Consider the following 26,618-nt stretch of genomic DNA (forward strand, 5'->3'; position numbering starts at 1 on the left):
GGCGGGGGGTCAGCGGGCGGTGGCCAGGATGACGCCGGAGCCGTGCGCCAGTTCGAGCGCGACCAGCCGCTCATGGCTCAGCAACGTCCGCCGCACCCCCTCCTGCCTCACCGCGAACCCCTCGTCCCAGGTCACCCCGGGGGCCGGCACCATGTCGTCCACCACGAGCACGCCCCTGGGCCGCAGCGCCGCGATGGTGCGGTCGAGCCCGACGTGCTTGCCCGCCACGCAGTCGGCGAACACCAGGTCGTACCCGCCTTCCGCGGCCACCAGGTCGTACCCGCCTTCCGCGGCCAGCAGGTCGATCCCGTCGCCCACACGCAGGTCCACGAACCCCGGCCAGTCGCCGGACGCCGCGGCCGCGCCCCGCCCCGGATCGCTCTCGACGCTGGTCACGGTCGCGTCGGTGCGCGGCAGCAGGCCGCTGACCAGCCACGCCGTGCCCACGCCCACCCCGGTGCCGAGTTCGAGCACCCGGCCGTTCTCCGGCACGGCCGCCGCCAGCGTGGCCAGCAGGCGGCCGACCGCCGGATCGCAGGAGTATTCGAATCCTGACGTCCTGGCCCGTTCGAGCGCCGCACCGACGAGCCGCGGAGTTTCTGAATTCATGGTCGCTTTCTAGTGGATCATGAACCGCAATGTCACGCCCGATTCCCCGGCCCGGGCCCGCTCGCGCCGGTCTGCCGGGCGTAGTGGAAGCCTCAAGTTTCGGGTGATCGTTGCCTAACCGATGGTATTCCAGCGGAACATCATCGGCCGCCTCGGACAAAATAAAAGTCGTTTGCCGCCCCCGACCGCGACCGCATATATACGCCCGTCGCCGACCCCTGGAACGCCAAGAAACCGAGGTTTTCCCTTGACCTCCGGTAGAGCTTTCTGAGTTGCGGATTTCGCAGGCTGCCGCGATTGTTATTGGCGGCACCTCACAGCCCTGCAAACGACTACGGCGCCGAGAATTCCGCGCCCATCCATGGAGGAAAACAAACATGATCCGACGCATTCTGGCCGGCGCGGCAATCGCCGCGACCGCTCTGGGCTTCTCCGCCGGTTCGGCCTCCGCCGACGTCCCCAACCCCGTCAACCACGGTCAGAACGTCCTGGGCCAGCTGAGCGTGCTCGACGACGCGACGCTGCTGAACGACGTGCTGAACGACTCGCTGAAGTACATCGACATCCTCACCTTCCTGCACCTGCAGGACATGGAGCTCAACCTGCTGAACGACCAGAAGGCATACGGCGACAACAACTGACGCTCCTCACGTGGCGTAGGCAGGAAGGCCGATCGCGGCTCACGGAAATCGCCGGCGAGCCACCCGGCCGAGATCGCCTTCCTGGTGTCGAGGTGAATCGCGAGAACGTTGCCGCGTAACAATCGCGAGTCCACGCAACAGGCTCGGTGCGCACCAGCCGGAGTGCCGACGGCCCAGGTCGATCACTGCAGGACGACCTGGGCCGGGCGGCCTAGAACTCCGATGTCCCGGTGTCGGCGCGGCCGGCGCCGGGACGTACCACCCCCATGAAATCAGTTCTGTCCAGCGGATCGATCCGCACGTTCGCGCCGGTGTACGGCGCGTCCACCATGCGTTCGCCGTCCACGGCCAGCCCCACGTGCTCTGGTCCTGGGCGGCTCGGCTCGTTGTCGAAGAAGACCAGATCCCCCGGTTGTATCTCCTCCCTGGGCACCCGGATTCCCGAGCGCCACTGTTCGCGCGTGGTGGCCCCGATCAGCACCCCCGCCCTGGCCCAGGCGTATTCGGTGAGCCCGGAGCAGTCGAACCCCTTGGTGTCCGCGCCCTTGCCGATCCCGTAGCCGGGCCCGCCGGGTCCGCCGCCGCCCCATGAGTAGGGCACGCCGATCATTTCTATGGCCGCGCGCAATGCGATGGCCCCGGCCGCCGAGCGGATCACGCCGGCCGGCCCAGTGGGGATCGTCGCCGCCGCGCAATTCATCGCGGCCGGCCCCGCGCAGCCATTCAGCGCGTGCGCCGGGCCGGTATCCGGCGCGCCCCATATCACGCTCGTCGCCGCTATTAGCAGCAGTGGCCGTATTGCGTTCATGGCATATTCAGCGCTCCCAGGTCGCGCCAGGCGCCGCGCCCTTCCCTCGCGGCGCGAGTGGACTTACACCCCGTAGTTTTCCGCCGCACTATGCTCATAAAACCACCTTTGGTCATGCGCTGAGCGCATGTAGCGGCAAAGGCGCAAATCGCCACCGATGTCAGTACGAACAAATCTGGACTAAGACGGGCATATCACGACAAGTTTGGATCAATATCCAAGGAATTACGGCTGGTACTTGACCCGGGCTTAACAATTTTTCCTTGCGAGCCCCCGTGAAACGCGAGATGGTTACTCGCGATAACTCGCAGCAGCGCTGAGCGAGCAAAAGACGATGACGCGCAGTCCGCGCCGATTCCAACGAAGGAGAATCACAATGATGCGTCGCATTCTTGCCGGTGCCGCCATCGCCGGCGCCCTGTTCGGTCTCTCCACCACCGCCGCGTCTGCCGATGTTCCGAACCCGGTCAACTACGACAAGAACATCTTGGGCCAGGACTCGATCCTGGACGACCTGACCGCGCTCAACGACGTACTGAACGACTCGCTGAAGTACATCGACATCCTCACCCTCGCGCACCTGCAGGACATGGAGCTGAACATCCTCAACAACCAGGCGCAGTACGGCGACAACAACTGAGCACCCCTGGGCGGCGAGAGCGCTCGCACGTCCGGTCGCCTGGCATGAAGGCGCCCCGGTTGCCACGTCTCCACGTGGCGGCACCCCACTGGAGCAGCCTCTGCCGGCCGCGACGACGTGAAGCGTGACCACCCCGCCCCAACGGCCAAGGCCGGTCCAGATACGCGTGCTGGACCGGCCTCAGCCATGTCCGGGGCCACCTTCCAGGGGGCGGCGGGGCCGGACCTTTCAGTATTTCCCTGTAATTCGGTCATTTTCTGGCGAAAATTACAAAGCGAAACATATTTCGTGTAACCTGGATTCGGGTTAATCGTCAGCGCCCCGAAGCGCTGCGGCCTCCAGGGGCGTCAGGCCGGCTGGGGGCTGCGACGGCGATCGGCCCCCGCCGGCGGGCCCGGCGGCAACCCCCACGTCGGCAGTGTTGGGGGGTGCGGGGGCCGTGAGCGATGGAGAGCGACTGCTCTATCAGGACGAGCAACTGCGGATCACGGCGCGATTGGCGCCGGGGATCCCGGCCGTCATGCTGATCGGCGAGGTCGACGCCACCAACAGCCCGGCGCTGTCCAGGACGCTGACCGGCTCCCGCCAGGACGCCACCTACATCGTGGTGGACACCGGCGGGCTGACCTTCATCGACCTGTCCGGGCTGCGGGTGCTGGTCATGCCGGCGCTGCCACCGGCGCAGCGGTGGATCCGCCTGCACAACGTCACCCCGTCGCAACAACGGCTGCTGCGGCTGCTCGGCTGGCTGCACGAACCCCGTCCGCAGGGAGTGTGGTTGTGACGGCTCAGCCCAGCAGCGCCGCCGACGTGCCCAGCCCGGTCGGACCGGCCAGCCGGAACTTCGGCGGCCGATGGTGCCTGCGCAGCGACGTCTCGTCGTAGCGGAAGCACTCGCGGTGCCAGTTCAGGATCCCGGCGATCCAGTTGCGCAGCTCGGCCACGAACCCGTCGAGCTCCTTCCTGGCCTCGGCGTCGAGGCCGAACCCGGCGCACAGGAGCGGCAGCTCGTCGGCCACGATGTGCTGGAACTCCTTCATCCTGGACGTCAGCAGATCGTTGACGATCGCCAGCGCCCGCGGGTAGTCGCAGTCGAAGAAGTTCCGCACCACCAGGATCGAGTTGTGCACCTCGCCCTGGAACTCGATCTCCTTCTGGTAGGAGAAGATGTCGTTGACCAGCAGCCCGCAGTCCATCATGGCGTTCTCCAGCGCCCGCATCGGGCCGGTCCGGTAGAACTCCTCCGGGATCACCGTGGCGTGCCGCAGCCGTGCCAGGCTCATCGTCATCTCCGAGCCGAACGTCAGCCTGCGCATCTCGATGTAGTCGACCGGGTCGGGAATGTGGTGCGCCAGCTCGCCGGCCAGCTCCCACAACCAGCCCTCGCACATGCCCTCCACCGAGCGGCGCAGCTTGGCGCGGGCGTGCGGCGGCATCGGCCCGGCGGTGCGCGCCCACAGGTCCGCCAGCCCCCGCTCCAGCGCGCCGACCGGCGGCGGCGGCGCCGAGCCGTCGACCGGCATGAACGCCGAGAACCTGTCGACGGTCAGCTTGGCCGCGTGCAGGTTGCGCGACCTGCCGAACACCACCGGGAAGTAGTCGTCGCCGTAGGTGCCCCAGCACAGCCAGTGCGAGGCCAGGTCCAGCTCCTGCGGTGAGGCGTCGGGATGCAGCCCGGCCGCGCACAGCGGCAGGTCGTAGTCGACCAGCTTGGCGGCGTCCCACACGGCCGAGCCCACCACGCCCGGCTGGGCTTCGAGCATGCCCATCTCCGCGCACCAGGCCACCGCGTTGCGCCGCGAGTCGTCCAGGTGCGGCGACAGCCTCAGCTCGAACGGCACGTACAGCTCGGGGATCCGCGACGGCCCGACCCGCTGGTACGGCACGTGCGTGAAGCCGCGCAGCCGCTTGAGCCCGAGCACGTCGACGACCGACTTCATGCCCAGCGGCGCGGCCGCCCGCGCCCGCTCGTTCATGTAGCGGCTGGAGCGCAGGTGCCACTCGTGCCCGCCGGACTGCCAGTCCTGCAGCCCCTTGACGTAGGCCAGCACCTCGGCGGCGGTGAGCGGGTCGATGCCGTGCTCGGCGAACATCGGCCCCAGCTCGGCGACCGCCGTGTGCTCGAACTGCTGCATCCGCGAGGTGAGCAGGTCGTTGACCGCCTCGGCCGCCTCCTGCGTGGAGCAGCCGAGGAACGTCTCCAGCACCAGCACCCCGTTGCTCAGCTCGCCTTCGTCCTCGACCTCGCGCTGGTAGGAGAACAGGTCGTTACGCAGGTGCACGCTGTCGGCGAAGGCGTCGCGCAGCACCCGCATCGCCCGCGCGCCCGCCACCCGCGCCGGCACCTCGGCGTTCGCCGCGTGCTCGATCAGCCCGGCCGACCACGGCGCGCCGCCCACCTTGCGCCGCATCTCGATGTACTCGACCGGGTTGGCCACCCGGCCGGCGTTGATGTTGGCCAGCTCCCACAACGACTCGTTCAGCAGGTTCCTGGTGCTCTCCGAGAAGCGCTCCCGCCAGCAGGCCGACCGGCTCGGGCACGTCCTGCGCCACAGGTCGGCCAGCCCCGCCTCGACCGGGTTGGACGGCTCGGGCATGCCCGCGGCCAGGTCCATCGGCATGAAGGCGGCCAGCCGGTCCAGGTACGCCTTGCCGCCGTCGAGGTCGCCCGGCCGTTTGAACACCTCCAGGAAGTGGTCGTCGAAGAAGAAGACCCACACGTACCAGTCGGTGATCAGGCTGAGCGTCGGGCCGTCGCAGTCGGGATGGGTGTAGGCGCACAACAGCGCGTAGCCGTGGGCGTCGAGATCGGCCTCGTCCCAGATGCCCGAGCCTTCCAGCATGCCCATGTCCCGCGCCCACTTCTTGGCGTGCGCGCGGGCCTCCGTCAGGTGCGGGTTGAGCCGCGCCGGGTACGGCAGGTAGAAGTCGGGCAGGTCGAACGGCTGCTCGGCCACGCTCACGCCGTCCCTTCCGCGTAGCAGTCCACGTTCTCCAGCACGCCCAGCGCGCTCGGCACCAGCACGGCCACCGAGTAGTACGCGGTGACCAGGTAGGACGCGATGCCCTTGGCGTCGATGCCGGTGAACTTCACGCTGAGCCCGGGGTGGCGCTCGTCGGGGATGCCGGTCTCGTACAGGCCGACCACGCCCTCGTCCGACTCCCCGGTGCGCATGGCCAGGATCGAGCTGGTGCCCGCCCGGCTGATGGGGATCTTGTCGCAGGGCAGCATCGGCACCCCGCGCCAGGCGGTCAGCGTCGAGCCCTCCAGCCGGACGCTGTCGGGATACAGGCCCTTGGCGTTGCACTGGCGGTGGAAGGCGGCGATGGCCCGGGGATGGGCGAGGAAGTACCGGGTCTTCTTCCTGCGGCAGAGCAGCTCGTCCAGGTCTTCCGGGGTGGGCGGGCCGTTCCTGGTGTAGATGCGCTGGCGCGGGTCGATGTTGTGCAGCAGGCCGAACTCGCGGTCGTTGACCATCGCGCGTTCCTGCGACTCGCGCACCGCCTCGACGGTCAGCCTGAGCTGCTCCTCCTTCTGGTCCATCGGCTGGTTGAACAGGTCGGCGATCCGGGTGTGCACGCGCAGCACGGTCTGGCTGACGCTCAGCTCGTACTCGCGCGGGCCCGGGTCGTAGTCGACGTACGTGCCGGGCAGCTCGGGCTCGCCGGTGTGCCCGGCCGCCGTCGCGATCGCCGCCTCGCCGTGCTTGTTCTGCGGCGCGGACGCGCGGGCGCGGTGCAGGTCGAACTGGGCGCGCAGCGGCGGCGACTGCGCGCTCACCGCGTGGAACTCCTCCCACGGCAGGGCCAGCACGGTGCAGGTGGTGTCGGCCCGCAGCGAGAACGTCCACTGCTCGGCGGGCAGGCTGGTGCCGACGTGGTCGCCGTCGGCCAGCGTGCCCAGTTCGAGCCGGTCGCCGTAGCGGCCGGCCTGGAACATGACCGCCCTGCCGCGGGCGATGAGCAGCAGCTCGTCCCCGGGCCGCCCGGCCCGGACGATCATGTCGCCGCGTTCGTACTCCCGCTGCTCGAACAGCCCGGCCAGGCTGTCGAGCACGCGGTCGTCGTCGAGCCCGTGCAGCAGCGGCAGCTCGGCCAGGCTCGGCGGGACCACCCGGTAGCGCGCGCCGGCGCTGGAGAAGCTCACCCGGCCGCCGCCGACCAGGTAGGTGAGGCGCCGGTTCACCCGGTAGGTGCCCGTGGTCTCCACCCACGGGAGCACCCGCAACAGCCAGCGGGGCGAGATCTCCCGCATCTGCGGGTTGGTCTTGGTCGTCGTGGCGAGCCTGCGGGCCGCCGCGGTGTCGAGGCTCAGCCGCTGCTGATCGGACTCTGTCAACACAAACACCACCAATCCATGGGGACGGAAGGACGGGCTCGCCTCGTCAGCCGTTCCTGCCGATCTCCACGTCCTCCAGCACGCCCATCGCGTCGGGCACCAGGACGGCGGCCGAGTAGTAGGCGCTGACCAGGTACGAGATGACGGCCTTCTCGTTGACGTTCATGAACCGCACCGACAGGCCCGGCTGGTACTCGTCGGGGATGCCGGTCTGGTGCAGCCCGATCACGCCCTGGTTCTCCTGGCCGGTGCGCATCAGCAGCACCGAGCTGGTGCGCTTGCCGGTGACCGGGATCTTGTTGCACGGGAAGATCGGCACCCCGCGCCAGGCCGGCACCCGGTGCCCGTTGACCTCGCTGGCCTGCGGGTACAGCCCGCGCTTGCTGCACTCCCTGCCGAAGGCCGCGATCGTCTGCGGGTGGGCGAGGAAGAACGCCGGGTCCTTCCACACCGTGGCCAGCAGGTCGTCCAGGTCGTCGGGGGTGGGCGGGCCGGAGCGGGTGCGGATGCGCTGGCCGAGGTCGCAGTTGGCGAGCAGGCCGAACTCCGCGTTGTTGACCAGCTCGTGCTCCTGGCGCTCGCGCAGCGCCTCGATGGTCAGCCTGAGCTGCTGGTCGAGCTGGCTCATCGGCTGGTTGTACAGGTCGGAGACCCGGCTGTGCACCCGCAGGATCGTCTGGGCCACGCTCAGCTCGTACTCGCGCGGGCTCTGCTCGTAGTCGACGAACGTGCCGGGCAGCGTGGGCTCGCCGGTGTGGCCGGAGGACATGTCGATCGCGGCCTCGCCGTACTCGTTGGCGGGCCGCTCGGTGAAGGCACGGCTCTGCTCCAGGTGCTCGCGCAGCGCCGGCGCCTGCTCGGCGACCTGCAGGAAGTCCTGCTCGGACAACACCAGCAGGGTGCAGGACGTCTTGGCCTTCGCGGTGTACTCGAACTGGCCGCCCTGGACCAGGAGCTGCTCGCCCAGGTAGTCGCCGTCGGCCAGCACGCCCAGGTTCTGGTCGTCGCCGTACGCGCCCTGCGCGACCTTGCTCACCCGGCCGTGCGCGATCAGGACGAGCTCGTCGCACGAGGCGTTCTCCGCGGCGATGACGTCGCCCGGCTCGACCTCGCGCTGGGTGAAGCGGCCGGCCAGCGCTTCGAGCACGTCCATGTCCTCGAAGCCGCGCAGCATGGGCAGCTCGGTGAGCTCGGCCGGGATGACGCTGACCTCGGAACCGGTGTTGGTGAACGTGATGCGGCCGTCGCCGAGGGTGTAGGTCAGCCGCCGGTTGACCCTGAACACGCCACCCTGGCACTGGACCCACGGCAGCAGCCGCAGCAGCCAGCGGGAGGTGATCTCCTGCATCTGCGGCGGCGTCTTGGTCGTGGTCGAGAGCTGGCGGGCGGCCTCGGTGCTGAGGCTGAGCCGGCCGTTGCCGTTGCCGTTCGCGGGCACGGTGGAGTTGGTCGTTTCTGTCATGACGCACCGCCTCTTTCTGATGGGGGGACTGGCCTAACCGTGGTCGCGGGTCGGTCGCAGTTCGTGCGGGAGAGAGAACGTGAGGGTCTCTTCGGTGAGCGTGATCGGCTCGACGTGGTCGTAGCCGCGGCCGGCCAGCCAGTCGAGCAGCTCCTCGACCAGCCGTTCCGGCACCGAGGCGCCGGAGGTGACGCCGACGGTCTCCACCCGGTCGAGCCAGCGCTCGTCGGCGTCGGCGGCCCGGTCGACCAGGTGGGCGGCGGACGCCCCGGCCGTCAGGGCGACCTCGACCAGCCGCTGGGAGTTGGAGGAGTTGGCCGAGCCGACGACCAGGACCAGCTCGCACTGCGGGGCGATCCTGGTGATCGCCTCCTGCCGGTTCTGGCTGGCGTAGCAGATGTCGTCGCTGGGCGGGTCGATCAGCGCGGGGAAACGCTCGCGCAGCCTGGCGACGGCGTCCATGGTCTCGTCCACCGCCAGCGTGGTCTGCGACAGCCAGCTCACCTTGGCCGCGCCGGTGGCCGTCACCTCGTCGGGACGCGCCGGGTCGACCACGTGGATGCGGTCGGGGGCCTCGCCGAGCGTGCCCTCCACCTCCTCGTGGTCGGCGTGACCGATGAGGACGATCTCGTAGCCCGCGTCGGCCAGCCGCGCCGCCTCGCGGTGGACCTTGGTGACCAGCGGGCAGGTGGCGTCGACGGTACGCAGCCCGCGCCGCCCGGCCTCGCTCTTGACCGCCGGCGAGACGCCGTGGGCGGAGAAGACGACCAGCGCGTCGTCGGGCACCTCGTCGAGCTCGTCGACGAAGACCGCGCCGCGCCTGCTCAGGTCGGCCACCACGTACGTGTTGTGCACGATCTGTTTGCGCACGTAGACGGGTGGGCCGAAGCGTCTCAGCGCCTCCTCGACCGCCTCGATGGCACGTTCCACCCCCGCGCAGTAGCCGCGCGGGGCCGCAAGCAGCACTCGCCCCATGGTGTCGCCCCCTCTTACCTGGTCCTGTGCGCGAGCTGGTCGGCCAGCACGGTCAGGGCACTCTTCGCCGCCGCCGCCATCGGCGCGGCCGTCAGCACGGACACCGCCGCGCCCACGCGCTCCTCGATCATGGTCTCCACCCGGTCGAGCGCGCCGGTGTCGAGCAGGATCTGGCGCAGCCCCCCGGCGCGCTCGTCGGTCAGGCCGGGGTTGCCGTGCCAGGTCTTGAGAAAGCCGAGCTGCGCGGGCGAGGCGTTCTGCACCGCGTACGCGATGAGCACGGTGTGCTTGCCCTCGCGCAGGTCGTCGAGCTCGGACTTGCCGGTCTCGGCCGACGAGCCGAACGTGCCGAGCACGTCGTCGCGCAGTTGGAAGGCCTCGCCCATCGGCACGCCGAAGCGCGAGTAGGCGTCGAGCAGCTCGATCGGGGCCCCGGCCAGCGCGCCGCCGATCTGCAGCGGCCGTTCCACGGTGTACTTGGCGGTCTTGTAGCGGATCACCGTCAGCGCCTCGGCCACGCTGGCGCCGGCCCGGAGCTGGGCGAGCATGTCGAGGTACTGGCCGCTGATGACCTCGATGCGCATGGCGTCGAACAGGTGGTGCGCGGCCTTCAACCTGATCGGCTCGATCCCGCAGGACGACAGCAGCGCGTCGGACCAGGCCAGGCTGAGCGTGCCGAGCAGGATGCCGCCGGCCTGGCCGAACGCTTCGGCACCCGGGCCTTCGTGCAGGTCGGACAGGTTTCTGTGGACGGTGGGCCGGCCGCGGCGCAGCCGGCTGCCGTCCATGATGTCGTCGTGGATGAGCAACCCGGCGTGACACAGTTCCAACGCCGCCGCGGCGCTGATGATCTCCTCACAGTCTTCCCCGCCGGCGCCGCGCCAGCCCCAGTAACACAGTTGCGGGCGGATGCGTTTACCGCTGCACAGGATGAATTCGGTCAGCAGGCGGTAGGCGGTCTCGACGTCGGGGTCGGCGACCGGCGCCCGCCAGGTTTCCAGGAAGCCGGACAGCCGGTCGTCAACGCGTGGTGCCAGTTGGTCGGTGAAACTCACAGGCTTGGGCTCCTTCTGCCACGTCCTCGCTACCAATAGTTACTCATCGAATACGGAGGGTGTAAAGTGTCTTTTGTAGCTGCGGTTTTCGTTTGCCACAGCGGTCCCATGCGTTGGTGATCTCGTGCCGCGATCGGGAAGGAGCCCGACAGGTGAGCTCAACGGATCTCGGAATGCCGGCCGTGCGTGGGCGGCGCCGGCGGGTCGCGCGTCAGGTGCTGGTGGGCTCGGTGCCGGTGGGCGGCGACGCGGCGGTGTCGGTGCAGTCGATGACCGTCACGCGCACCGCCGACGTCGAGGCCACGCTGCGGCAGATCGCCGAGCTGACCGCCGCGGGCTGCGAGATCGTCCGGGTGGCGGTGCCGACGCAGGACGACGCGGACGCGCTGGCGGTGATCGCCAGGAAGTCGCCGATCCCGGTGGTGGCCGACATCCACTTCCAGCCGCGCTACGTGTTCGCCGCGATCGAGGCGGGCTGCGCGGCGGTGCGCGTGAACCCGGGCAACATCAAGAAGTTCGACGACCGGGTGGGCGAGATCGCCAGGGTCGCGGCCGAGCACCGGGTGCCGATCAGGATCGGGGTGAACGCCGGCTCACTCGATCAGCGGCTGCTCGGCAAATACGGCAAGGCCACGCCGGAGGCGCTGGTGGAGTCGGCGCTGTGGGAGTGCTCGTTGTTCGAGGAGCACGGCTTCCGCGACATCAAGATCTCGGTCAAGCATCACGACCCGCAGGTCATGGTGGCGGCCTACCGGCTGCTGGCCGCCCGCTGCGACTATCCGCTGCACCTGGGGGTGACGGAGGCGGGGCCGCTGCTGCAGGGCACGGTCAAGTCGGCGGTGGCGTTCGGGCTGCTGCTCGCCGAGGGCATCGGCGACACGATCAGGGTGTCGCTGTCGGCGCCGCCGGTGGAGGAGGTCAAGGTCGGGATCGGAATCCTCGAGTCGCTGGGGCTGCGCCGGCGCCGGCTGGAGATCGTGTCGTGCCCGTCCTGCGGCCGGGCTCAGGTCGACGTGTTCACCCTGACCGAGCGGGTGTCGGCGGCGCTGGAGGGGTTCCCGCATCCGCTGCGGGTGGCGGTGATGGGCTGCGTGGTGAACGGCCCAGGCGAGGCCCGCGAGGCGGACCTGGGCGTGGCGTCCGGCAACGGCAAGGGGCAGATCTTCGTCAGGGGCGAGGTGGTCAAGACCGTGCCCGAGTCGCGCATCGTGGAGACGCTGGTCGAGGAGGCCATGCGCATCGCCGCGGAGAGCCAGGGCGGCGACGACGCCGAGCCCGGGCAGTGAAGCGGCCCGGGCCGGGCAGGAGGGAGTGCGCCCGGCCCGGGCGCGGTCGCGGGTCCAGGCCGGAGTGGGGCTTTCCGGTCTGGACCCGCTGGGTTGTCGGCTGCGAAGCCGGTCACGTCAGGGGCGTTCTCGGCGAAGATCGCTCAGACGTGTTCCGCTCGGTCAGACTCGCTGCCAGAGCGCGGGCACGTTCGGGGGCTCCCAGCCGACCTGCGAGGTGTGGCCCTGCAGGCAGCGGTAGGTGGCCCCGCCGTAGGTCACGGTCGCGCCGGCCGCGTACGCGGTGTTGGCCGCCCACGTGCCGCCGGGACTCTGGGTGGGAGACTGCGATCCGGTCGGCGAGGTCGTCCCGCCGCCCACGACCGACAGGGTCAGCCCGTAGGTCGACAGGATCTCGTTGACCGGCTGGAAGTACGTCGTGCCGCCGGAGCTGCAGTTGCCCGAGCCGCCCGAGGTCACGCCCTGGGCCTGGTCGGCCGACATGAACGAGCCGCCGGAGTCACCGGGCTCGGCGCACACGTTGGTCCTGGTCACCTCGTACACGGTGCCCTGGGAGTAGGTGACGCTGGTGTTGAGCTGCCCGACGGTGCCGCAGTAGTACCGCTGGGTGGTCGAGCCGGCCCGGCAGATCTGCGCACCGACCTGGGCGACCCGGGAGCCGCGGACGGGCAGCAGACCCTGGCTGTAGCTGTTGACGTAGGGAGTCGGCGTCCACTGCGAGTTGACCTCGACCCAGGCGTAGTCGTTGCCGGGGAACGAGGAGCCGCGGAAGGTGCCCTGGGCCACGCGGTTGGAGCCGGTGGTGGTGGCGCCGGTACGGCCGCAGTGCCCGGCGGTGACGAAGCCGCCCTGCGATCCCGCCTTGGTCACGGAGAAGCCGACGGAGCAGCGGGAACCGGAGCTGATGTGGTAGGCGTCGCCGCCGCGGACGTCGTAGAACGAGGTGGGCCGCTCGTCGGACCGCACGACCTGGACGGCGGCGGTGTCGACGCCGGTGGACTTCACCCAGGCCCTGGCCTTGGCCGGGGTCGAGGAGAGCACCACGACGTTGTTGTTCACGATGTCGACGTACCAGACGGGTGCGGTCTTGGGCGCCCGCGCCGAGTTCTGGTCGAGGGCGGACTTGATCTGGTTGAGCTGGTCGTACGAGCGGGTGACGACCTTGGCCTGGACGCCTGCCTGCGTGATGGCGGGCACCTGGGCCGCGTCGGTGGTGGCGGTTACGGGGGTGGAGGTCGGCCCGGTCACCCACGAGCCCGCGTAGGCCGCGCCGAGCTGGGCGCGGAGCTGCGGTTCGAGCGAAGCGGAGGCCGCTTCGTTGACCAGGCGGATATTGACCTGTTCCGCGGAGATGCCGAGGTCACGCGTCAGCGCGTTGACCAGGCCCTGCGGGGGGTCGCCGACCATCCGAGCGAGGGTCTGGGCCTGCTGATAGGGGTTCTCGTTGGTGGCCGTCGCGTTCTTCGCCGTGACCGCGACCGCCGGAACCGTGATGAGAGTGATGGCGAGCGCGATGCCCGCCGTCAAGGTCTTTCTGGGGAGCATTTGGTGACACTCTCCTCGGTACTGGGGGGTGTCGCCACCGTACGAGGCCGAACACGAGGAGTGGTCGTGTCAAAAGACCCCTATCACGGTGATATGGCGTCTCCGTTTGAGCGCTGAGCTGGGGGTATGCGGCTGGTACGTACGGGGAGGACGTCGCATGCGAGCCGTGGTCATCAACTGCACACTGAAGCCGTCGCCGAGGGAGTCCAGCACGCAGGCGCTGGCCCAGGTGGTGATGCGCGCGCTGATGGAGCGGGACGTGGAGGTCTCCGAGATCCGCGCGGTGGACCTGGACATCAAGCCGGGCGTGCAGACCGACATGGGCGGCGGCGACGAATGGCCGCGGGTGCACGACATGCTGCTGAACGCCGAGATCCTGGTGATCGCCACGCCGACCTGGGTCGGCCGGCCGAGCTCGATCGCCCAGCGGGTCATCGAGCGCATGGACGCGATGATCTCCGAGACCGACGGCGAAGGGCGTCCGGTGGCCTACAACCGGGTCGCGGGCGTGCTGGTGACCGGCAACGAGGACGGTGCGCACCACGTGATCAGCGAGCTCGCCGGGCAGCTCGGCGACATCGGCTACACCATTCCCGGGCAGGCGTGGACCTACTGGCACCTGGGCCCGGGCCCCGGGCCCAACTACGTGGACACCGATCAGGGGCGCGAATGGTCGCACAAGACCGGCCGGGCCATGGCCGCCAACCTGGTGGCCGTCGCGGAAGCGCTCGCCGCCCGTCCGATGGGCGAGCCACCGGAGTGAGGAGACACCATGAAGGCCGTCACCTGGCACGGCAAGCGTGACGTGCGGGTCGAGGAGGTTTCCGACCCGCAGATCAAGGAAGCCAACGACGCGATCATCAGGGTGACCAGCAGCGGCATCTGCGGCTCCGACCTGCACCTGTACGAGGTGCTCGGGCCGTTCATGGCCGAGGGAGACATTCTCGGGCACGAGCCGATGGGCATCGTCGAGGAGGTCGGCTCGGCCATCACCACGATCAAGCCGGGTGACCGGGTGGTCATCCCGTTCAACATCTCGTGCGGGCACTGCCACACCTGTTCGCAGGAGCTGTACGCGCAGTGCGAGACCACCCAGGTCCGCGAGCAGGGCACGGGCGCCGCGCTGTTCGGCTACACCAAGCTCTACGGCCAGGTGCCCGGCGGGCAGGCCGAGTACCTGCGGGTGCCCGAGGCGCAGTTCGGCCCGATCAAGGTGCCGGCCGGGCCGCCGGACGAGCGTTTCGTCTACCTGTCGGACGTGCTGCCCACCGCCTGGCAGGCCGTCGCGTTCGCGCACCTGCCCGAGGGCGGCAGCCTCGCGGTCTTCGGGCTGGGGCCGATCGGCCAGATGTGCGCCCGCATCGCCCGCCACCTCGGCCACCGGGTGATCGGCGTGGACGGCGTCACCGCCAGGCTGGAGATGGCCCGCAGGCACGGCATCGAGGTCATCGACGCCAGCGAGGTGCACGACGTGCCGGAAGAGATCAGGCACCGCACCTCGGGCCGCGGCGCCGACTCGGTGATCGACGCGGTCGGCATGGAGGCGCACGGCTCGCCCGCCGCCAAGATCGCGCAGACGATCGCCGGGCTGCTGCCCGACGCGGTGGCCGCGCCGTTGATGTCCCACGCGGGCGTCGACCGGCTCGCCGCGCTCAACCAGGCCATCGACGCGGTACGCAGGGGCGGCGTGATCTCCGTCATCGGCGTCTACGGCGGCATGACCGACCCGCTGCCCATGCTGCGCATGTTCGACAAGGGCATCTCGATCCGCATGGGCCAGGCCCACGTCCGGCGCTGGATCAGCGCGCTGATGCCGCTGGTCACCGACGAGGACGATCCGCTGGGCGTGATGGACCTGACCACGCACCGGCTTCCGCTGGACCAGGCGCCGCAGGCGTACGAGATGTTTCAGAAGAAAGCGGACGGCGCGGTCAAGATTCTCCTCAAACCGTGATGCCGCTGCAGGTCAAGAAGGGTTTCGCGGCCTCCTCGGAGGGCAGCCAAGCGGCATGAGAGTGGTTGTGGTCGGAGCGACTGGCAACGTCGGGACCAGCGTCGTACGCGCGCTGACCGCCGACAGCGGCGTGACCTCGATCGTCGGGGTCGCCCGGCGTCTGCCGGGGTGGCACGCCGACCGCACGGAATGGCGCCAGGCCGACGTGGCCACCGGCGACCTGTCGCAGATCTTCGAGGGGGCCGACGCGGTCGTGCACCTGGCCTGGCTGTTCCAGCCGACCAGGGATCCCGCGACGACGTGGCGGGCCAACGTGCTCGGCAGCATGCGGGTCTTCCGCGCGGTGGCCGAGGCCGGGGTGCCCGCCCTGGTCCACGCGTCCTCGGTCGGCGCCTACTCGCCGGGGCCGAAGGACCGCCCGGTGGACGAGACCTGGCCCACGCACGGCTGGCCGGGCGCCGCGTACGGACGGGAGAAGGCCTACGTCGAGCGGGTGCTCGACGTGTTCGAGAACGATCACCCGGGCATCCGGGTGGTGCGCATGCGGCCGGCGTTCATCTTCAAGCGCGAGGCGGCGACCGAGCAGCGGCGGCTGTTCGGCGGCCCGCTGGTGCCGCGCCGGCTGATCCGCCCGGGACGCGTCCCGTTCGTGCCGGACATCCCCGGGCTGCGGTTGCAGGCGCTGCACGCCGACGACGCGGGCGAGGCGTACCGGCTGGCGGTGACGCGGCCGGTGTCGGGGGCGTTCAACCTGGCGGCCGAGCCGGTGCTCGACCCGGCCGACCTGGCCGCGATGCTGCAGACCCGGACGCTGGCGGTGCCCGCCGGGCTGGCCAGGGCGGTGGTGGCGGCGGGCTGGCGGCTGCGCCTGGTGCCGGCCACGCCGGGGCTGCTGGAGCTGGCCCTGCGCATCCCGATCATGAAGACGGACCGGGCGCACGAGGTGCTGGGCTGGACGCCCAGGTACTCCGCCCGCCAGGCGGTGCAGGAGATGTTCGAGGGCCTGAACGAGGGCGCCGGCATGGAGACCGCGCCGCTGGCGCCCGATTCGGGCCCGGCCGGCCGGATCAGGGAGATGGCGAGCGGCATGGGCGGACGGCCGTGAAAGCGACGAACGATACAAAAGGCACTCCTCACCCGGTTGCGGAGTGTAATGCCGTCAGATGGGGGAAGAGGAACAACTGCGTGAGGTCCAGAAGCGCGGCCTCCGTGTCGGAGCGGTGACACGGAGGGATCGACGTGGACCAACTGAGGGGCCGAGTGGCGGCCCCTTATTCATTCCCTTCGCCGGAGGCGGCCCGCCTCCGGTTCGACCTGCGCGAAGACCTGGCGGATCTCGGAGGAGTTTGCCGTGCGCACGCTGTTAACCCAGCCCTTCACCTTGTTCGAGGTCACCAAGCTGCGCCGGTCGGTGGCCGAGCAGGCATCGAGTTGCGGACTGACCGGCTCACGACTGGACGACTTCGTGCTCGCGGTGCACGAGAGCGTGATCAACGCCGTCCAGCACGCGGGCGGGCACGGGCATCTGAGAGTGTGGACGGTGGACGGCGTACTCAGCGCCGAGACCAGAGACCTCGGCAGCGGGATCCCCGACGACTACGTGAGCGGTCAGGACCGGCCGTCCGAGCTCGCGTTCACCGGCCGGGGCATCTACCTGATCCGCCGGCTCTGCGACAACGTCACCTTCCGCACCGGGCCGAGCGGCACCAGCGTCAGGCTCACCATGCGGCTGCCACGCGCGCCCGGTCCCGGCGCCGCGCGGGCGATGAAACGGATCAGGGTCAGCGCCGGCGGCGCGCCCAGATTCGGCCGCTTCACCGCTTGATCCCGGCGTTCTCGTCCGCTCGAAGGGCTTCTGATCTCGGCTGGTAGGCTCGTCAGGAGCGGGAAGGAACCCACGTGAGCGGTGAAGTCATCTCCCCTGGAATCATCTCTCCGGTGCGGCGCATCGGGCCGCGCGCCTTCGATTTCGAGCGACAGGTGGCCGTCATGGCCATCGTGAACCGGACCCCCAACTCCTTTCACGACCAGGGGCGCACGTACGAGCTGGAGAGCGCCGTGAGCGCCGCGCGCAACGCGGTGGCGGCCGGCGCCGACTGGGTCGACATCGGCGGCTTCGCCTTCAGCGCCGCGCAGGCGACCATCGGGGTCGAGGAGGAGATCGACCGGGTCTGCCCGGTCATCGCCGAGGTGCGGGCCGCGACCGACGCGGTGATCTCCGTCGACACCCACCGGCCCGCCGTGGCCAAGGCCGCCATCGGGGCCGGCGCCGACGTCATCAACGACACCAACGGCCTGCGTGAGCCCGGCATGGCCGAGGTCGCGGCCGAGTGCGGCGCGAGCGTGGTGGTGACCCACAGCGTGGGCGGGCCGGGCAAGCGGGTCTTCCGCCCCAGCTACACCGACGTGGTCGCGGAGGTGGCCGAGTTCCTGCGCGAGCGGGTCGAGGCCGCGCTGAAGGCGGGCATCGCCCCCGACAAGATCATCATCGATCCCGGTCACGACCTGAACAAGAACACCTTCCACTCCCTGGAGCTGACCCGGCGGCTGGAGGAGATCACCGCCATCGGCTACCCGACGCTGGTCGCCCTGTCGAACAAGGACTTCATCGGCGAGACGATCGACCGGCCGCAGGGGGAGCGCAAGGAAGGCACGATCGCGGTGAACGTCGTCTCCATACTCAAGGGCGCCAGGATCCTCCGCGTGCACGACGTGGCCGCCACGGTCGCCTCCGTCCGCATGACCGAGGCCGTGCTCGGCTGGCGTACCCCCGTCGCACCCAGCCACAACCTCGCCTGACGCGCACGAGGAGGGCATGTGACGGAGCGCAAGCCGATCGGGATGCCGTTCGAGAGCTGGATCGACAAGCAGATCCGCGAGGCGGAGGAACGCGGCGAGTTCGACGACCTGCCGGGCAAGGGCAAGCCGCTGCCGGGGCTCGACAAGCATCTCGACGAGATGTGGTGGATCAAGCAGAAGATCGAGAGCGAAGGGCTGTCGATGCCGCTGCCGCCCACGCTGGCCCTGCGCAAGGAGGCGGAACAGGCGCTGCGCGAGGCCAGGGGAGCGCGCACGGAGGCCGAGGTGCGCCGGGTGCTCGACGAGGTCAACCACAAGATCCGCGAGGCGATCAGGAAGGGCCTGCCGGGGCCGCCGCTCAACCTGATGCCCTTCGACATCGACGCCGTCGTCGCGGAGTGGCGGGACGAGCAGTGAGGAAAGGCCCGGGCCGCGCGGCCCGGGCCTCCTCTCATGCGGTCACTGGACGGGCGGGTAGGCGTTCGCGAGCAGCTCGCGGAACTGGGCGGAGAACCAGCGGCCCGACAGCGGCGCGTCGGGCAGCGCCCCGGTCAGGTTGTTGCCGTTGAGCTGGTTGCCGGTGTAGGTCGGGTCGCACATGCGGTCGAGCTTCTTGCCCTCGTCGTTCGGGATCTCCTTGCTGGAGCCGTCGGACTCGCCGGGAGGCTTGACCCAGACGTAGGCGTCCAGGCCGGGCTCGGGGCTGGCGACCGGCCGGTAACCCATGCCGGCGCCGCTCTGGTTGCACCAGTTGCCGGCGTGGATGCGCCGGTCGATGCGCGACTGGTTGACGAACGTGTTCACGTCGAGCGAGGTGCTCGGGCCGCCCGGCCGGGCGGCGCCGCCCCAGCCGTTGCGCGAGGTGTCGACCAGCATGCCGAGCCCCGGCTTGAAGCCCTTGGCGATCAGCGCGTTACGCAGGGCCTGGGCGAAGGACAGCTCGTCGACGTACTGGTTCCAGTCGACCCACTTCGACTGGCGGACCGTGGTGCCGTTCACCGTGGTGCTGATGGTGAAGTGCTCCTCCTTGACGGCCGAGTAGTTGGCGGTGTTGACGATGAAGCCGTCCACGCTGTCCACACCGGCGGCCGTGCCCGTGGCCATGGAGTGGAAGAGGTTGACGGTCGGGCCGAAGTTCGAGTCCCAGCCCAGCCAGCCGTGGTGGGCGGCGTCGATGTAGGTGTAGACGTTGGGCATGGCGTGCAGCTTGTCCAGCGCGTAGCGGACGCCCTCGACGTAGCCGTCGTCGCCGTTGGCCTCGGAGCACTTGGGGAAGCTCAGGTTCGTGACCAGGTTGGGCAGGGAGTCGGGCTCGATGATGGTGACGATGCGCAGGCCGGCGTACTTGGAGTCGCGCATGATCGAGGCGATCGGGTCGATGTACTCGGCCTTGTAGCGGTTCATCCCGTTCTGCGCGATGAGCAGCTCGCCGTTGGAGGCCAGCGCCGAGCAGTCGCGGTTGGGCAGGTCGTAGATGACGATCTGGATGGTCAGCGGCGCGGCGCCGTTGGCGGCGTCCTGCCTGACGGCCTCGTCCAGGTGGGCGCGCAGGCCCATCGCGGTGGTCGAGCCGGCGATGGCGGCGATGCGGTCCATCCACACGGCGGTGGAGACGTTCGCCACCGCGGCGCCGCCGGGTTCGGCCGCGGCCTTGGCCGACCAGTCCGGGTTCACGTAGCCGGTGGCTCCGGCGTAGGGGTTGTCCACGTGGCCGGGCTGCGGGCCGCCGTCGTCGTCGGCCTCGGTGGCGGTGACCGTCCTGGTGGTCAGGCCGGTCGAGGTCACGCTGAACGTGCGGCTGCCCGCGGTGGTGTCGGCGTCCTGGGCGGCGGCCAGCGTGACGGTCTGTGCGGTGTTCCAGTTGGCGGAGGTGAAGGTCAGCGCGGCGCCCGCGCTCACGGTGAGGTCCGCGTCTCCGGGGCCGGCCGCCGAGGAGACGCTCACGTTGGCGGTGGGCTGGGCGGCCAGCTTCACCGAGTACGTCGCGGTGCCGCCTTCCGGCACGGTGACCGCGGCCGGGGTGACGATGATCGACTGCTCCTGGACGCTGTCGTCGTCCACCTCGGTGGCGTTGACGGTGGCCCCGGTGACGCCGGTGCCGCCGACGGAGAAGGCCGCGGTGCCGGCGGTGGTGTCGGCGTCCTGGGCGGCGGCCAGCGTGACGGTCTGCGCGGTGTTCCAGTTGCTCGGCGTGAACGTCAGCGAGCCGCCCGAGGTCACGCTCAGGTCGGCGTCACCGCTGGTCCTGGTGGTGTTGACGGTGACGTTCGCGGCCGGGGCCGACGACAGCTTGACCGTGAACGTGGACGTGCCGCCCTCGTTCACCGCCAGCGCGCTGGCCGAGGTGACCACCGACGGCGTCTGCGGGTTTCCGCCGCAGGTGACGCCGTTCACGCTGTACGCGGCCGGGTTGGGGTTGGCGCCGGTCCAGGTGCCGTTGAACCCGATGGAGGTCGACGCCCCGGTGGCCAGGTTGCCGTTCCAGTCCAGGTTCTTGCCGGTCACGGTGGTGCCCGACTGGCTCCAGGTGGCGCCCCAGCCGGTCGGCACGTACTTCTGGCCGGCGGTCGGGAAGTCGAAGGCCAGGGTCCAGCCGGTGAGCGGGTCGCCCAGGTTCTTCAGCGTGATGTTCGCGGTGAAACCGCCCTGGCCGGGGCCGGTCGTCCACGTGTTGGGGGTGTAGGCCACGTCGCAGGAGACCGCCGCGCTGGCTGCGGTGGTCTGCCCGGCGACGAGTCCAAGGGCCGCGACGCAGGTGGCGGTCGCGGTCACGGCCCATCGGCGTAAGCGGAGTCTCACGAGCGATCATCTCCAGGTGACTCTGGGGGCTGGGAGCGCTCCCATCATCGGTCCGGCTTCCGGCCGTGTACAGCGGCCCGGCGGGACGGCGACGGCCGAGGCGCACTCATGCTCGCCGAACGCCCCGGAACGCGGATGAAACTTTCATGCCGGGCCGCCTGGTGAGAGGAAATCCGGGGGTCATCGGGACGCCATTCCGTTGACATCTCCCGGACGGCACCCACAATCCCGATTGGGAGCGCTCCCACACCCCTACTCCCATGGAGACCCCGTGAAGCACAGACCCCCCACCACCTTGTTACGCCTGTCGAGGCGGTTCGCCGTGGCGACGACCCTCGTCCTCGTCGCAGGCGCGACCACGGCGCTCACGGCCACCCCGGCCAGTGCGGCCGTGGCCTGCGAGGTGACGTACACGACCAACGACTGGACGAGCGGCCCGGGCCAGGGCGGCTTCACCGCCAGCGTGACGATCAAGAACCTGGGCGACCCGCTCAACGGCTGGACGCTCGGCTTCGCCTTCCCGCTGGCGAGCCAGAAGCTGACCCAGGGCTGGAGCGCCACCTGGGCGCAGTCCGGCCAGAACGTCACCGCCAAGAACCTGGACTGGAACGGCAACCTCGGCGCCGGGGCCTCGACCAGCATCGGGTTCAACGGCACCTGGACCGGCAGCAACCCCAAGCCGGACGCCTTCACCGTCAACGGCGTGACCTGCGGCGGGGCCAACAAGGCGCCCACGGTCGGCCTTACCGCGCCGACGGCCGGACAGACGTTCACCGCGCCCGCCACGGTGCCGATCACCGCCGACGCCGCCGATTCCGACGGCACGGTGGCCAAGGTCGACTTCTACCAGGGCTCGACGCTGCTGGGCACGGACACCGCCGCGCCCTACGCCTACTCCTGGCAGAACGTGGCCGCGGGCAGCTACTCGATCACCGCCAAGGCCACCGACAACGCCGGCGCGAGCACCACCTCCGCCCCGGTCGGCATCACCGTCATCGCCGACACCGGGCCCACGCTCGTGGTGAGCCCGTTGAGCCTGGCCGTGGCCGAGAAGGGCAGCGCCTCCTTCGGGGTCAAGCTGTCGAAGGCGCCGACCGCGGACGTGACCGTGACCACGGCACGCACCAGCGGCGACGCGGACCTGAGCGTGAGCTCGGGCGGCTCGCTGACCTTCACGCCGAGCAACTGGGACACCGCGCGGAACGTCACGCTGGCCGCCGCCGACGACGCCGACACCACCAGCGGCGCGGCCGAGTTCACGGTGAGCGCCACTGGCTACCCGTCGGTCAAGGTCGACGCCACCGAGGCCGACGACGACCTGCCCGGCGGGGACAACGAGTACGTCAAGCGGTTCGTCGAGCTGTACAACGAGCTGCACGACCCGGCCAACGGCTACTTCTCCCCGGAAGGCGTGCCGTACCACTCGATCGAGACGTTCATGGTCGAGGCGCCCGATCACGGGCACGAGACCACGTCCGAGGCCTACAGCTACTACCTGTGGCTGGAGGCGGTGTACGGGCAGGTCACCGGCGACTGGACGAAGTTCAACGCGGCCTGGGCGTCGATGGAGAAGTACATCATCCCGGCCACCGCCGACCAGCCGACGAACTCCTTCTACAACCCGGCCAAGCCCGCCACGTACGCCGGCGAGTGGAACGAGATCAACAAATACCCCACGCAGATCGAGTCGGGCGTCTCCGTGGGTTCCGACCCGATCGCCGGGGAGCTGAAGAGCGCCTACGGCACCGGTGACGTCTACGGCATGCACTGGCTGCTCGACGTGGACAACACCTACGGCTTCGGCCGCTGCGGCGACGGCACCACCAGGCCCGCCTACATCAACACCTACCAGCGCGGCCCGGAGGAGTCGGTCTTCGAGACGATCCCGCAGCCGTCCTGCGACGTCTTCAAGCACGGCGGGCCGAACGGCTACCTGGACCTGTTCATCAAGGACGGCTCCTACGCCAAGCAGTGGAAGTACACCAACGCCCCGGACGCCGACGCCCGCGCGGTGCAGGTCGCGTACTGGGCGCAGACCTGGGCCAAGGCGCAGGGCAAGGAGCAGCAGATCGCGCCGACCGTGGCCAAGGCCGCCAAGATGGGCGACTACCTGCGTTACGCGATGTACGACAAGTACTTCAAGAAGCCCGGCTGCACCAGCACCTCCTGCCCGGCGGGCACCGGCAAGGACAGCTCGAACTACCTGCTGTCCTGGTACTACGCCTGGGGCGGCGCGACCGACGCCAGTGCGGGCTGGGCCTGGCGCATCGGCTCCAGCCACAACCACTCCGGCTACCAGAACCCGCTGGCGGCCTGGGCGCTGGCGAACGTGAGCGAGCTCAAGCCCAAGAGCGCCACCGGCGCGGCGGACTGGAGCACCAGCCTCACCCGTCAGCTGCAGTTCTACACCTGGCTGCAGTCGGCGGAAGGCGCGATCGCGGGCGGCGCGACCAACAGCTGGGAGGGCCACTACGCGGCCCCGCCGGCGACCCTGCCCAAGTTCCACGGCATGGCCTACGACTGGCAGCCCGTCTACCACGACCCGCCGTCGAACCAGTGGTTCGGCTTCCAGGCGTGGTCGATGGAGCGGGTGGCCGAGCTGTACTACGCCACCGGCAACGCCGACGCCAAGGCGCTGCTCGACAAGTGGGTCTCGTGGGCGATGACCAACACCACGATCAACGCCGACGGCACCTACCGGATCCCGTCCACGCTGCGCTGGACCGGGCAGCCCGCCGGTGACTTCAACGCCACCAGCGGCATGCCGCCGGCCAACCCCGGCCTGCGCGTGACCGTCGTCGACCACACCACCGACGTGGGCGTGGCCGGCTCGTACGCCAAGGTCCTCATGTACTACGCGGCCAAGGCGAACCACACCGGGGCCAGGAACATGGCCAAGGCGCTGCTCGACGGCGTGTGGAAGTTCCGCGACGCCGAGGGCGTGTCGGTGCCGGAGACCAAGACGGACTACCAGCGCATCGACGATCCGGTCTACGTCCCCGCCGGGTGGAGCGGCAAGATGCCCAACGGCGACGTCATCGACTCCAACTCGACGTTCCTGTCGATCAGGTCCTTCTACAAGAACGACCCGGACTGGCCCAAGGTGGACGCGTTCCTGAAGGGAACCGGCCCCGCGCCCGTCTTCAACTACCACCGGTTCTGGGCGCAGGTCGACGTGGCCGTGGCGCTCGCCGAGTACGGACGGTTGTTCCCGTGAAAAGATCGCTCCTGGCGGTCGCGTCGCTGGTCCTGCCCCTGCTGGGGGCGGGGCCGGCGGCCCACTCCGCTGCTCCCGCCTTCTCCTACGGCGAGGCGCTGCAGAAGTCGCTGTGGTTCTACGAGGCCCAGCAGTCGGGGGCGATCCCCGGCTGGAACCGCGTCGGCTGGCGCGGCGACTCGGGCATGAACGACGGCGAGGACGCCGGCCTCGACCTGACCGGCGGCTGGTACGACGCCGGCGACCACGTCAAGTTCGGCTTCCCGATGGCGTTCTCCGCCACCATGCTGGCCTGGGGCGCGGTGGAGTACCGCGACGCCTACGCCTCCTCCGGCCAGCTCACCCACCTGCAGAACAACCTCAAGTTCGTCAACGACTACTTCATCAAGGCCCACCCGTCGCCGAACGTGCTCTACGGGCAGGTCGGCAACGGCGGCAAGGACCACGCCTGGTGGGGCCCGGCCGAGGCGATGCAGATGGAACGGCCCGCGTACAAGATCGACGCCTCCTGCGGCGGTTCCGACCTGGCGGGGGAGACGGCGGCGGCGATGGCGGCCTCGTCGATCGTCTTCCGCCCGACGAACCCGGCCTACGCCGACACGCTGGTCACGCACGCCAAGCAGCTCTACTCCTTCGCCGACACGGTCAGGAAGAAGTACAGCGAGTGCGTCAGCGACGCGCAGGGCTACTACAACTCCTGGAGCGGCTTCAACGACGAGCTGGTCTGGGGCGCGATCTGGCTGCACCGGGCCACCGGCGACGCCGCCTACCTGGCCAAGGCCGAGGCCGGTTACGACGCGCTGGGCACCGAGCCGCAGACCACCACCAAGTCGTACAAGTGGACGATCGCCTGGGACGACAAGTCGTACGGCGCGTACGTGCTGCTGCACAAGCTGACCGGCAAGCAGAAGTACCTCGACGACACCAACCGCTGGCTCGACTGGTGGACGGTCGGCGTCAACGGCACGAAGGTCAAGTACTCGCCCGGCGGCCAGGCCGTGCTGGACCGGTGGGGCTCGCTGCGGTACGCGGCCAACACCTCGTTCGCCGCGCTCGTGCACAGCGACTCGATCACCGACGCCGAGCGCAAGGCCCGCTACCACGACTTCGCGGTCCGGCAGATCAACTACGCGCTCGGTGACAACCCACGCAACTCCTCCTACGTGGTCGGCTTCGGCGCCAACCCGCCGAAGAACCCGCACCACCGCACCGCGCACGGCTCGTGGACCGACCAGATCACCAACCCCGAGCAGACCCGCCACACCCTGTACGGCGCGCTCGTCGGCGGCCCGCCCGACCCGAACGACGCCTACACCGACAAACGCGACGACTACGTCATGAACGAGGTCGCCACCGACTACAACGCCGGCTTCACCAGCGCCCTGGCCAGGCTCTACCAGGAGTACGGCGGCGCACCCGCGGCGAACTTCCCCGCCGTGGAGACCCCGGACGGCCCGGAGATCTTCGTCGAGGCGGGCGTGAACGCCTCGGGCACGAACTTCACCGAGATCAAGGCCATCGTGCGCAACCAGTCGGCGTGGCCGGCCCGGGTGCTCTCGGACGGCTCGTTCCGCTACTACTTCACGCTCGACGGCTCGACGACGGCTTCGCAGATCAGCGTGTCGTCGGCGTACACGCAGTGCAAGGCGCCGACGATCGGCTCGGCCGGCGGCGGCGTGCACTACGTGGCCATCGACTGCTCGGGCCAGGCCATCGCGCCGGCCGGGCAGTCGCAGCACCGCAGGGAAGTGCAGTTCCGCATCTCCAGCGCGGGCACCTGGGACCCGGCCAACGACTGGTCGTACCGCGGCATTCCCACCACGCCGGGCGCCACCCCCGTGGCGAGCAGGAACATCACTCTCTACAGCGGCGCCACCAAGATCTGGGGTGAGCCTCCGGGACCGGAGGAGGAGGACAGGACCCCGCCCAGCAAGCCGGGCACGCCCGCGGCATCCGCCGTCACGGGCTCCACCGCGAAGCTGAGCTGGGCCGCCTCCACCGACAACGTGGGGGTCGGCGGCTACGACGTCTACCTGGGGTCCGCCAAGGTGGGCACGTCCGCGACCGCCTCCTTCGACCTGACGGGGCTCACCCCGGCCACGTCCTACAGCGCGTCCGTGGTGGCCAGGGACCTGGCGGGCAACACCTCGGCGCCCTCGGACGCGGTCACGTTCACCACCACCCGCGACGACCCCGACCCGCCGGGCGGCTGCACGGCGGCCTTCAAGGTCGTCAACTCCTGGAGCGGCGGCTTCCAGGGCGAGGTGACGGTGAAGAACACCAGCGCCTCGGCGATCGCCGGCTGGACGGTCGGCTGGACGGCCACCGGCCAGATCGGCCAGCTCTGGGGCGGCAAGCTCGTCCAGAGCGGCAGCGCCGTGACCGTCAGGAACGAGGCGTGGAACGGCGCGCTCGCGCCGAACGCCACGGCCACGTTCGGCTTCATCTCCGCCGGCGCGGCCACCACCCCCGCCCCGATCACCTGCACC

General features: G+C 69.9%; 21 protein-coding genes. 12 read left to right on the plus strand and 9 right to left on the minus strand.

What is annotated here, in order from left to right:
* Positions 1 to 9: 9 nt before the first annotated feature.
* The gene (locus tag HII36_RS37170; protein WP_173528013.1) at positions 10 to 609 is read right to left on the minus strand and encodes an O-methyltransferase; all 600 of its coding nucleotides are present in this window, start codon (positions 607 to 609) and stop codon (positions 10 to 12) included.
* Between the two features lie 377 nt (positions 610 to 986).
* On the opposite strand from HII36_RS37170, the gene HII36_RS37175 reads away from it, so the two are divergent.
* The gene (locus tag HII36_RS37175; protein ID WP_173528014.1) at positions 987 to 1,250 is read left to right on the plus strand and encodes a hypothetical protein; all 264 of its coding nucleotides are present in this window, start codon (positions 987 to 989) and stop codon (positions 1,248 to 1,250) included.
* A 211-nt stretch (positions 1,251 to 1,461) separates the two neighbouring features.
* On the opposite strand, the gene HII36_RS37180 is transcribed toward HII36_RS37175, so the two are convergent.
* On the minus strand, positions 1,462 to 2,058 hold the full coding sequence (locus HII36_RS37180; RefSeq protein WP_173528015.1) for a C40 family peptidase: 597 nt from the start codon (positions 2,056 to 2,058) through the stop codon (positions 1,462 to 1,464).
* Positions 2,059 to 2,434: 376 nt separating this feature from the next.
* Between HII36_RS37180 and HII36_RS37185 the strand changes: the two genes are divergently transcribed.
* Both HII36_RS37185 and HII36_RS37190 read left to right on the plus strand, forming a co-directional pair.
* Positions 2,435 to 2,698, plus strand: a complete 264-nt coding sequence (locus HII36_RS37185) for a hypothetical protein (RefSeq protein ID WP_173528016.1) — start codon at positions 2,435 to 2,437, stop codon at positions 2,696 to 2,698.
* A 439-nt stretch (positions 2,699 to 3,137) separates the two neighbouring features.
* On the plus strand, positions 3,138 to 3,482 hold the full coding sequence (locus tag HII36_RS37190; RefSeq protein ID WP_173528017.1) for an STAS domain-containing protein: 345 nt from the start codon (positions 3,138 to 3,140) through the stop codon (positions 3,480 to 3,482).
* 4 nt (positions 3,483 to 3,486) lie between these two features.
* Here the strand turns inward: HII36_RS37190 and HII36_RS37195 are convergent, their stop codons facing one another.
* From HII36_RS37195 to HII36_RS37215, 5 genes are read right to left on the minus strand one after another with little or no spacing between them, the layout of a single operon-like run.
* Positions 3,487 to 5,661, minus strand: a complete 2,175-nt coding sequence (locus HII36_RS37195; RefSeq protein ID WP_328808056.1) for a terpene synthase family protein — start codon at positions 5,659 to 5,661, stop codon at positions 3,487 to 3,489.
* Positions 5,658 to 7,037, minus strand: a complete 1,380-nt coding sequence (locus HII36_RS37200; RefSeq protein WP_236004267.1) for a family 2B encapsulin nanocompartment shell protein — start codon at positions 7,035 to 7,037, stop codon at positions 5,658 to 5,660. Before HII36_RS37200 ends, HII36_RS37195 begins: the two co-directional genes overlap by 4 nt.
* Positions 7,038 to 7,083: 46 nt before the next feature.
* On the minus strand, positions 7,084 to 8,499 hold the full coding sequence (locus tag HII36_RS37205) for a family 2B encapsulin nanocompartment shell protein (RefSeq protein ID WP_173528018.1): 1,416 nt from the start codon (positions 8,497 to 8,499) through the stop codon (positions 7,084 to 7,086).
* Positions 8,500 to 8,532: 33 nt separating this feature from the next.
* Positions 8,533 to 9,474 (minus strand): 4-hydroxy-3-methylbut-2-enyl diphosphate reductase, encoded by a 942-nt coding sequence (locus tag HII36_RS37210; RefSeq protein WP_173528019.1) that lies wholly within the window; start codon positions 9,472 to 9,474, stop codon positions 8,533 to 8,535.
* Between the two features lie 14 nt (positions 9,475 to 9,488).
* Positions 9,489 to 10,529: a polyprenyl synthetase family protein gene (locus tag HII36_RS37215; RefSeq protein ID WP_173528020.1), complete on the minus strand. Its 1,041-nt coding sequence runs from the start codon at positions 10,527 to 10,529 to the stop codon at positions 9,489 to 9,491.
* A 173-nt stretch (positions 10,530 to 10,702) separates the two neighbouring features.
* Between HII36_RS37215 and ispG the strand changes: the two genes are divergently transcribed.
* A complete protein-coding gene (gene ispG / locus HII36_RS37220; RefSeq protein ID WP_173528029.1) occupies positions 10,703 to 11,815 on the plus strand; it encodes a flavodoxin-dependent (E)-4-hydroxy-3-methylbut-2-enyl-diphosphate synthase in 1,113 nt (370 codons plus the stop codon).
* Positions 11,816 to 11,977: 162 nt separating this feature from the next.
* Here ispG and HII36_RS37225 read toward each other — a convergent pair whose 3' ends face one another.
* Positions 11,978 to 13,360, minus strand: coding sequence for a carbohydrate-binding protein (locus HII36_RS37225; RefSeq protein ID WP_173528021.1), 1,383 nt, complete (start codon positions 13,358 to 13,360; stop codon positions 11,978 to 11,980).
* A gap of 157 nt (positions 13,361 to 13,517) precedes the next feature.
* On the opposite strand from HII36_RS37225, the gene HII36_RS37230 reads away from it, so the two are divergent.
* The 6 genes from HII36_RS37230 (at position 13,518) to HII36_RS37255 (ending at position 18,530) form a co-directional block, all read left to right on the plus strand.
* The gene (locus tag HII36_RS37230; RefSeq protein ID WP_173528022.1) at positions 13,518 to 14,123 is read left to right on the plus strand and encodes a flavodoxin family protein; all 606 of its coding nucleotides are present in this window, start codon (positions 13,518 to 13,520) and stop codon (positions 14,121 to 14,123) included.
* Between the two features lie 9 nt (positions 14,124 to 14,132).
* A complete protein-coding gene (locus HII36_RS37235) occupies positions 14,133 to 15,314 on the plus strand; it encodes a zinc-dependent alcohol dehydrogenase (protein ID WP_173528023.1) in 1,182 nt (393 codons plus the stop codon).
* A 67-nt stretch (positions 15,315 to 15,381) separates the two neighbouring features.
* Positions 15,382 to 16,419 carry an NAD-dependent epimerase/dehydratase family protein gene (locus tag HII36_RS37240; RefSeq protein ID WP_328808057.1) on the plus strand — a complete coding sequence of 346 codons (1,038 nt, stop codon included), beginning with the start codon at positions 15,382 to 15,384 and terminating at the stop codon, positions 16,417 to 16,419.
* Positions 16,420 to 16,665: 246 nt separating this feature from the next.
* Positions 16,666 to 17,139 (plus strand): ATP-binding protein, encoded by a 474-nt coding sequence (locus HII36_RS37245; protein ID WP_173528025.1) that lies wholly within the window; start codon positions 16,666 to 16,668, stop codon positions 17,137 to 17,139.
* 74 nt (positions 17,140 to 17,213) lie between these two features.
* Positions 17,214 to 18,113: a dihydropteroate synthase gene (folP, locus tag HII36_RS37250; protein WP_328808058.1), complete on the plus strand. Its 900-nt coding sequence runs from the start codon at positions 17,214 to 17,216 to the stop codon at positions 18,111 to 18,113.
* Between the two features lie 18 nt (positions 18,114 to 18,131).
* Complete coding sequence (locus HII36_RS37255; RefSeq protein ID WP_173528026.1) at positions 18,132 to 18,530, plus strand: DnaJ family domain-containing protein; 399 nt, start codon at positions 18,132 to 18,134, stop codon at positions 18,528 to 18,530.
* A 42-nt stretch (positions 18,531 to 18,572) separates the two neighbouring features.
* Here the strand turns inward: HII36_RS37255 and HII36_RS37260 are convergent, their stop codons facing one another.
* Entirely contained in the window at positions 18,573 to 20,885 is a 2,313-nt protein-coding gene (locus HII36_RS37260) for a glycoside hydrolase family 6 protein (protein ID WP_328808059.1), read from the minus strand.
* 298 nt (positions 20,886 to 21,183) lie between these two features.
* Here HII36_RS37260 and HII36_RS37265 point away from each other — a divergent pair, with 298 nt between their 5' ends.
* Both HII36_RS37265 and HII36_RS37270 read left to right on the plus strand, forming a co-directional pair.
* Positions 21,184 to 24,129 (plus strand): glycoside hydrolase family 48 protein, encoded by a 2,946-nt coding sequence (locus tag HII36_RS37265; protein WP_328808060.1) that lies wholly within the window; start codon positions 21,184 to 21,186, stop codon positions 24,127 to 24,129.
* On the plus strand, positions 24,072 to 26,618 hold a 2,547-nt coding region (locus HII36_RS37270; protein WP_173528033.1), incomplete at its 3' end, for a glycoside hydrolase family 9 protein. The genes HII36_RS37265 and HII36_RS37270, both read left to right, overlap by 58 nt.

This window comes from Nonomuraea antri (assembly GCF_013283785.1).
Classification (GTDB): domain Bacteria; phylum Actinomycetota; class Actinomycetes; order Streptosporangiales; family Streptosporangiaceae; genus Nonomuraea; species Nonomuraea antri.

Coding starts and splice junctions, on each gene's coding strand:
- HII36_RS37170 (WP_173528013.1), bottom strand. CDS start 609: ATGAATTCAGAAACTCCGCGGCTCGTCGGTGCGGCGCTCGAACGGGCC.
- HII36_RS37175 (WP_173528014.1), top strand. CDS start 987: ATGATCCGACGCATTCTGGCCGGCGCGGCAATCGCCGCGACCGCTCTG.
- HII36_RS37180 (WP_173528015.1), bottom strand. CDS start 2,058: ATGAACGCAATACGGCCACTGCTGCTAATAGCGGCGACGAGCGTGATA.
- HII36_RS37185 (WP_173528016.1), top strand. CDS start 2,435: ATGATGCGTCGCATTCTTGCCGGTGCCGCCATCGCCGGCGCCCTGTTC.
- HII36_RS37205 (WP_173528018.1), bottom strand. CDS start 8,499: ATGACAGAAACGACCAACTCCACCGTGCCCGCGAACGGCAACGGCAAC.
- HII36_RS37210 (WP_173528019.1), bottom strand. CDS start 9,474: ATGGGGCGAGTGCTGCTTGCGGCCCCGCGCGGCTACTGCGCGGGGGTG.
- ispG (WP_173528029.1), top strand. CDS start 10,703: ATGCCGGCCGTGCGTGGGCGGCGCCGGCGGGTCGCGCGTCAGGTGCTG.
- HII36_RS37225 (WP_173528021.1), bottom strand. CDS start 13,360: ATGCTCCCCAGAAAGACCTTGACGGCGGGCATCGCGCTCGCCATCACT.
- HII36_RS37230 (WP_173528022.1), top strand. CDS start 13,518: ATGCGAGCCGTGGTCATCAACTGCACACTGAAGCCGTCGCCGAGGGAG.
- HII36_RS37235 (WP_173528023.1), top strand. CDS start 14,133: ATGAAGGCCGTCACCTGGCACGGCAAGCGTGACGTGCGGGTCGAGGAG.